The sequence below is a fragment of the bacterium genome, from assembly GCA_021108215.1.
In the GTDB taxonomy this organism is placed as follows: Bacteria; Oederibacteriota; JAAXVQ01; order JAAXVQ01; family JAUVAV01; genus JAIORK01.
Genome location: JAIORK010000046.1, coordinates 1 through 6,541, shown reverse-complemented (window position 1 = coordinate 6,541; position 6,541 = coordinate 1). Strand labels below are relative to the sequence as shown.

8 protein-coding genes and 2 rRNA genes are annotated in these 6,541 nt (G+C 42.8%); all 10 read right to left on the bottom strand.

Going from position 1 to position 6,541, the window contains the following annotated elements; all coding sequences use genetic code 11:
* Positions 1–250: 250 nt before the first annotated feature.
* Positions 251–442, bottom strand: a complete 192-nt coding sequence (locus K8S19_10815; protein ID MCD4814167.1) for a hypothetical protein — start codon at positions 440–442, stop codon at positions 251–253.
* Positions 443–715: 273 nt separating this feature from the next.
* Complete coding sequence (locus K8S19_10810; GenBank protein ID MCD4814166.1) at positions 716–1,168, bottom strand: hypothetical protein; 453 nt, start codon at positions 1,166–1,168, stop codon at positions 716–718.
* Between the two features lie 191 nt (positions 1,169–1,359).
* Complete coding sequence (locus tag K8S19_10805) at positions 1,360–1,899, bottom strand: hypothetical protein (GenBank protein MCD4814165.1); 540 nt, start codon at positions 1,897–1,899, stop codon at positions 1,360–1,362.
* 178 nt (positions 1,900–2,077) lie between these two features.
* Positions 2,078–2,707, bottom strand: a complete 630-nt coding sequence (locus tag K8S19_10800; GenBank protein MCD4814164.1) for a hypothetical protein — start codon at positions 2,705–2,707, stop codon at positions 2,078–2,080.
* Between the two features lie 93 nt (positions 2,708–2,800).
* Positions 2,801–3,334 (bottom strand): hypothetical protein, encoded by a 534-nt coding sequence (locus K8S19_10795; protein ID MCD4814163.1) that lies wholly within the window; start codon positions 3,332–3,334, stop codon positions 2,801–2,803.
* Positions 3,335–3,453: 119 nt separating this feature from the next.
* On the bottom strand, positions 3,454–3,810 hold the full coding sequence (locus K8S19_10790; protein ID MCD4814162.1) for a hypothetical protein: 357 nt from the start codon (positions 3,808–3,810) through the stop codon (positions 3,454–3,456).
* Between the two features lie 257 nt (positions 3,811–4,067).
* Entirely contained in the window at positions 4,068–4,367 is a 300-nt protein-coding gene (locus K8S19_10785) for a hypothetical protein (protein MCD4814161.1), read from the bottom strand.
* 278 nt (positions 4,368–4,645) lie between these two features.
* On the bottom strand, positions 4,646–5,071 hold the full coding sequence (locus K8S19_10780; GenBank protein MCD4814160.1) for a hypothetical protein: 426 nt from the start codon (positions 5,069–5,071) through the stop codon (positions 4,646–4,648).
* Positions 5,072–5,296: 225 nt separating this feature from the next.
* Positions 5,297–5,413 (bottom strand): 5S ribosomal RNA (rrf, locus tag K8S19_10775).
* Positions 5,414–5,536: 123 nt separating this feature from the next.
* A 23S ribosomal RNA gene (locus K8S19_10770) occupies positions 5,537–6,541 on the bottom strand; the annotation flags it as partial.

Below are 6,541 nucleotides of genomic sequence, written 5' to 3'. Positions count from 1 at the left end.
CGTATCATGGCTAAAATTGCCAAAAGTAAAGAAGCGTTAGGGACACTACACTAGCATTTAAATTACACATTATTTTGTTCAATCCAAAGGAAGATTTTATGCAAAAAAAATCTTCACCGCACTACTGATCGCGTTTGTAGTCACACTGTTTGCTGAGCAGGCCAACGCAAGTACGCAAAAAAGTAACATTACGATTCAACCATTTGGTCTTTTATTCGGTATTGCCAATGCTGAATATGAGAAAGCTTTGTCAAATTCCAGCACGATCGCGATCCGCTGAAATTATTACAGTTACAAACTTTTTGATGCTGAAACAACGGGTATTGGTGGTGATGCCAGCTACCGCTTTTTTCTTGGCAGCACCGAAGCCCCCAAAGGCTGGCATCTGGGCCCCAAAGTCGATATTTTTAGTGTTTTGGGAAAAACGGACAATTCCGAGCATCCGCAATTTTCATATCTGGTGGCAGTGAGATCGGTTACAAATGTATTTGGTGTGAGGAAATCGGTTTTGCCCCCTCACCTTCGGTTAATGTAACCTACAATACCGGGACACGTAATTTTGATGACAGTTTTGGCTCTTCAGTTGACTGGACCGGCATTGGCGTGGGCGTTGGTATTGCCCGGGGTGTTGCATTTTAATAGGGTGACCGTTCTTTAGAGCATACAAAAAAGACGGATGGTTATTCAACCATCCGTCTTTTTTGTATCACTTTTTTCATTTGCGAAGATGAATTGTCGGCACCTCACAAATCACCGCTTCCGGCAACTCCATTGATATTCTGATAAAATCAGATTTCCGATTACTATAGTACTCAAAACTAATCACCGGTTGTATCCGCACAGGTAAATTTTCTCGTTGCAAATCCTCTTTTAAAAAATAAAACCGCACATAAAATTCTGTACAGCGATTGGAATTAAAACGTGAATATGCCTTTAATCCAAATGTTGTCTTTACTGTACGCTGCCAAAAGCTGTATTCACGCCGCAACTCATTTTTTCCCTGGCAGCGAATAATAAAATCATTAAAAACAACCGGATTCCACTGGGAAACATGCTTCACTTCAATATCATAACACATTTCAACTTCAATCAAATTTTGTGTTACTTGTGAAAATTTAGGTGGACGGGATACATGATTGCCCTGACGAGAAGCTGGTTTGATCGACAAATAGGGCTTATCTCCTCTGGAAAAAATCTCTCCAAATACTACCGTACCGGAAATCCCCGAAATATTTTGTAAGGGTTTTGGAATTTTCATATTACATAGTATAGCATTGCTCTAACCGCAAATACCACTTTTTCATTACATCATACATATAAAAAAACAGCTTGCGTATGCCTCCCCTTCCGCCTTACAGATCATTTCCAGGATATTTTATATTCAATCGTGGATACACCAAGGACATTTCCTTCAACTTTAACTTCCTTCGCACCGGTCAATGCCACCGCACCGTAAATATAACCCATCATCACTTTATGGTTAGCTACCGGGAAATCCGGATAATCTTCAATAAGCAGTTCCGCGCTTCGCTCTTTTTTTTGCATACGCATATGTCCTTGACGGTGATAAAGTTTCCAGAGTTTTGCCGTCTGATCCAAAAGAAATGGGACTGAACTAATACGCACCATAATCCTATACATGCCCGAAAGATCGCTGCGCGCCAAATGTTCACCAAATTTAAAATATGCTTTATCCAGTTCTCCGGGATAAAGAAATGGCATCGCTTTGGTTGTTATGGAAGCACTCACTTCTATCGCGAACCATGAAATCGGCATCGCTTTTGTGTAAGCCTCCAGCTCCTCCGGCAATAATGTGCCGATGAAAGCCGCTTCGTCTTGAGGCTGTTTTTTAAACATGTCCTGTATCACAATAATTTGATTGGCTTTATACTCGCCCATAAAAACCTCCTATTATATCCTGTTACACAGGATCGGACGGACCCAAGCAGTGCTTCCAATTTTCTCAAACAAACGAAATCAACACTCTCGTTTCTTACAAAACATCAGGGCTGCCGGAACAAATACAACTTTTTTTAAAAATTCCCCAGAAAAAAGTTACCTTAAAAACGCCACTTGATTATTTTTCCACCAAATTCCCGGCACGTTCCGCAGCTTCCAGAGCACACACCGGGTTATAAACTTTCTCAATAAAAAAAACATACGTTTCTTTTTCTGTCCGGCTCGCTTGATTTTTTTCCACCAGAATACCCAAGGGTGCATACACACGATGGAATGCATGTACCAGAACCCAGTTTTCCTTTTTTTTCAACCGCTCTTTCAGTGCGTAGTGATGCATAAAGGGAAATCCCATTTTAGCGACATTGGGTTCCCAGCGCAATCCGGTGTGCAATTGATCTTCCGCCATATATTCCCACATTTCCGGTTTAAGTACACCGGTAGAATCGCGCATCACAACCGGCTTTTTCCCATCAGCCAAAACTGCAATAGCGATAAAGGTCTCATTGGAACCATTTAATCGAATTTCCGCTTCATTCTCAGGCGGAACAGTAACGGAACCACTTACTTGTACCCACGTAAAATCAACCGCCCCCGCCTGATTATACGATTCCACATAAACAACCGCATCTGAAAGCGGTTGATCCTCCACATCCTGAACAATAATCCGAAAATTATAATGAGCGCATCCACTGGATAAAATCAATATCAGACTAAAAAGCAAGAGTGATTTTTTTTTAAAAAACATCATCTATTTCTCCTGTATATCTCTAAGAGACTCATTATAATTCCATCTGTATCCTGCAGCTCTGCTTCTCAATCAACCAGCCGGAGAACGGATGCTTCACCAAGAAAAAATCCACTTCCACGCGTCGGGATCGCAAAAATCCTCTTTCATGGTAACCGGTCGCTTGGTCGTTAATTGAGCCACTCCCAACGCTTCTCCACCCGCACCCATTCGTACGGCCTCGGGCAATTCCGGATAATCTCGCACACACATAATCCCAACATTATCTTTAGTGCACGAAACCTCACAAATACCTTTTTGGTGAAACCGCCGCCAAAGACTGGCGGATTTTTTAATAACCACTTCGACGTTGATAACTTTAAAAATAATTTTATAAATACCGCCGTCAAAATGCCGCTTGCCATTTTCAATTCCCAGCTTCCGAATGCCAAGCGCATCTCCGGGAAAAAGCACCTTAGCACAAAGAGTAAAAAAATCTCCGGCATCCTGTACTGGGACCCAGCTCACTTCCATGGTACGTAAGTAAATTTTTTCCATACGCGAATCACAGACCGCCAGCACTTTTTCTTCCAAATTCTTTTCCCGTATCAATTCTCGAATCCCAGTGATAATACTGCCTTTTATTTTCACAAACACACCCCCGCATTTTAAACTGCCGGCGCACCTATGATGGGCCTAAATCCCCTTGATGAAATGTATCACCCGGCCAAAACAGTTTCTGTAAATGTTTTACCACTAAAAAACACCCTTTAAAATCTCCAGGAAAACCGCAGAGCAAAAGGTGTCGCCGCCCACTCAAATTCCTTTTCCGGCCTGCTTGTTTTCACCGACTTTCTCAGATTATACTGTTCAGCTGCTTCCTGATAGTTTTTCCCTGCTGCCGTGCTTATGAAAAGTGCGGGCATAAACAAGGTCACACCCATGGCTGCCATTGTCCAATTAGGGTATTTTACATCGGTAAAATATTCCACTACCGGATATGCCGCCAAGCAGGCAGACGTAATTTCTAATATGCAACCCAACAAAGATGCTGAATTCCCCTGACGGTATTTTTGATGGGTATCGGGAAATTGCCGGAACAAGGATTCCGCACTTTTACCCGCCATCACTTGGGTCCCCATAAAATACTGCCAATGCAACCAATCCCTTGATTTTCACAGACCTATATTCTACTTTTCATTCTTGGGACAACGATTGCATTGTAATATAAATTTTATTGATTTTCTAATAAAATCAAGGATTTTAGAAGACACTCCTGCGAAAACAAAAATCCCTGAAGAATGACATCTTCAGGGATTTTTCCACACTACTTAATTCCTAATATGACACCAATCATTCCAACAACAAACCAACTGCGAATGCCTTAAGCCACTTTGTTCTCCAACCTGGCAACACGCATCTCCAGACCAAAAAACTCATCCCGATCCACCTTCAGTTTTAATGAATTTTTAATTTCTGTTTGCCCTTCATGTAAAAAAGCGACTTGTTCTTTTAAAGAACCCACATCGCTTTTCAATACGCTTACATCATCTTTCAATCCACGAATATCACACTTTACAATTTTAAATTCCGCTTGAAATTCAAAATGATGCAGCTGAATAACTTCCATCATCTTTTTAAAATCCGATCTAAAATCCTCGATAACCGTCTTAAATTCCGTCAATATAATCACCTTCTTTTCCGTCGTAAAACACATGCAGGATTTTAAATGGCCGACCGAGAATTGGCAATCAATAATTAAATTGTAGGGAACGGTCGCGACCGTTCCCTACAGCAGTCAGAAAAAAACATTCGGAATATTTTACCGCATACCCGAAAAACGGGCACAAGAAGACGCAAAGAACGCGAAGAACTTTCGGGGATAAAAGCAAAAAGTTTCACCGCAGAGACGCAGAGGGCGCGGATATCTTCAGGGTAAAAACAACAATATTTAAGAAGCGTTTATTTAATAACTTCGATTTCATATTTTGATTCTATACTTACTCTGATTTGATCACCGCCATGACCACCTTTAGTACGACCTTTCATTATTTTCGTACCTTTGCCCAAACGATATTTGTGATACTCAGTTAGTGGGTTTTCATTCGGAATATTGAAAGCCGATCTTATATCGTCAGTATCATTTAAAATATGATAGTAAGATCCTATCGTATTATCTTCACAGTGATTTCTACCCAACGGTTCTAGCGGTTTGATTAATCGAAGATATAATGGTTCTCCATCAAACGCACTGCTAATTTCATCATCTTTCAAATTTTGATCATATTCATCTCTTGAAATCTCATCTGCATGTATTGTTGTGGATGTCAATTCGCTCCCATCTTTAGAGTAGTTTGTAAGGTTACATTCCAGGGGAGCTTTTTTCATTTTAATTCCCTTCAATTCGTGTTCGTTTCGTGGTTATACATTTAATTTTTATCTTAGTCAATATTATTTCTCTGCGCTCTCTGCGTCTCTGCGGTGAAAATCTTCGAACAATTGAACAGCTGAGCAGCAGACCGCAATTGAGCTTTTTCTACTTGCTCTATTGCTCTGATTAAAAATAAAAAAAAGCCCTGCACCATAAAGGCGCAGGGCTTTTTTTTATTTTTAATCCGGCGACGTCCTACTTTCCCACACAGTCACCCGTGCAGTATCATCGGCGCTGAGAGGCTTAACGACCGTGTTCGGAATGGGAACGGGTGTGGCCCTCTCGCTATTGACACCGGAAGGTGTTAATAAATTGTCTGTAGGGAATGGTCGCGACCATTCCCTACAATAATTATGACATAATGAAAACTATTTTCTCTCTGAGTTTGTACATAATACCAAACAGCTATGCAGCCATATAATATGGTCAAGCCTCACGGCCTATTAGTACCAGTCAGCTAAACACATTACTGTGCTTACACCTCTGGCCTATCAACCTTGTTGTCTACAAGGAGCCTTCAGCTGGATTACTCCAGGGGATATCTAATCTTGAGGTGGGCTTCACACTTAGATGCTTTCAGCGTTTATCCCTTCCAAACATAGCTACCCAGCGCTGCACCTGGCGGCACAACTGGAACACCATAGGTTTGTCCATCCCGGTCCTCTCGTACTAAGGACAGATCCCCGCAAATATCCTACGCCCACAGAAGATAGGGACCAAACTGTCTCACGACGTTTTGAACCCAGCTCACGTACCACTTTAATGGGCGAACAGCCCAACCCTTGGGACCGACTTCAGCCCCAGGATGTGATGAGCCGACATCGAGGTGCCAAACCTTCTCGTCGATGTGAACTCTTGGAGAAGATCAGCCTGTTATCCCCGGGGTAGCTTTTATCCGATGAGCGATGGCCCTTCCACACGGTACCACCGGATCACTAAGCCCTGCTTTCGCATCTGCTCGACTTGTAGGTCTCGCAGTCAAGCTCCCATATGCCTTTACACTCGTTAGCGCGATTGCCGACCGCGCTGAGGGAACCTTTGGGCGCCTCCGTTACAATTTAGGAGGCGACCGCCCCAGTCAAACTGCCCACCAGACAATGTCCCTCACCCGGATTCACGGGTTGAGGTTAGAGTTCCAGTAACCTAAGGGTGGTATTTCAACGGCGGCTCTGCCGAAGCTAGCGCCCCGACTTCAAAGCCTCCCACCTATCCTACACATACATTACCAAAACCCAATGCCAAGCTACAGTAAAGCTCCACGGGGTCTTTCCGTCTTTCTGTGGGTACTCTGCATCTTCACAGAGACTACAATTTCGCCGAGCCTTGCGTCGAGACAGTGGTCAGATCGTTACTCCATTCGTGCAGGTCGGAATTTACCCGACAAGGAATTTCGCTACCTTAGGACCGTTATAGTTACGGCCGCCGTT

Excerpts from the sequence above, each read along its gene's own strand:
- K8S19_10815 (MCD4814167.1), bottom strand. The coding sequence starts at position 442 with ATGCTCGGAATTGTCCGTTTTTCCCAAAACACTAAAAATATCGACTTT.
- K8S19_10805 (MCD4814165.1), bottom strand. The coding sequence starts at position 1,899 with ATGGGCGAGTATAAAGCCAATCAAATTATTGTGATACAGGACATGTTT.
- K8S19_10800 (MCD4814164.1), bottom strand. The coding sequence starts at position 2,707 with ATGATGTTTTTTAAAAAAAAATCACTCTTGCTTTTTAGTCTGATATTG.
- K8S19_10790 (MCD4814162.1), bottom strand. The coding sequence starts at position 3,810 with ATGGCGGGTAAAAGTGCGGAATCCTTGTTCCGGCAATTTCCCGATACC.
- K8S19_10780 (MCD4814160.1), bottom strand. The coding sequence starts at position 5,071 with ATGAAAAAAGCTCCCCTGGAATGTAACCTTACAAACTACTCTAAAGAT.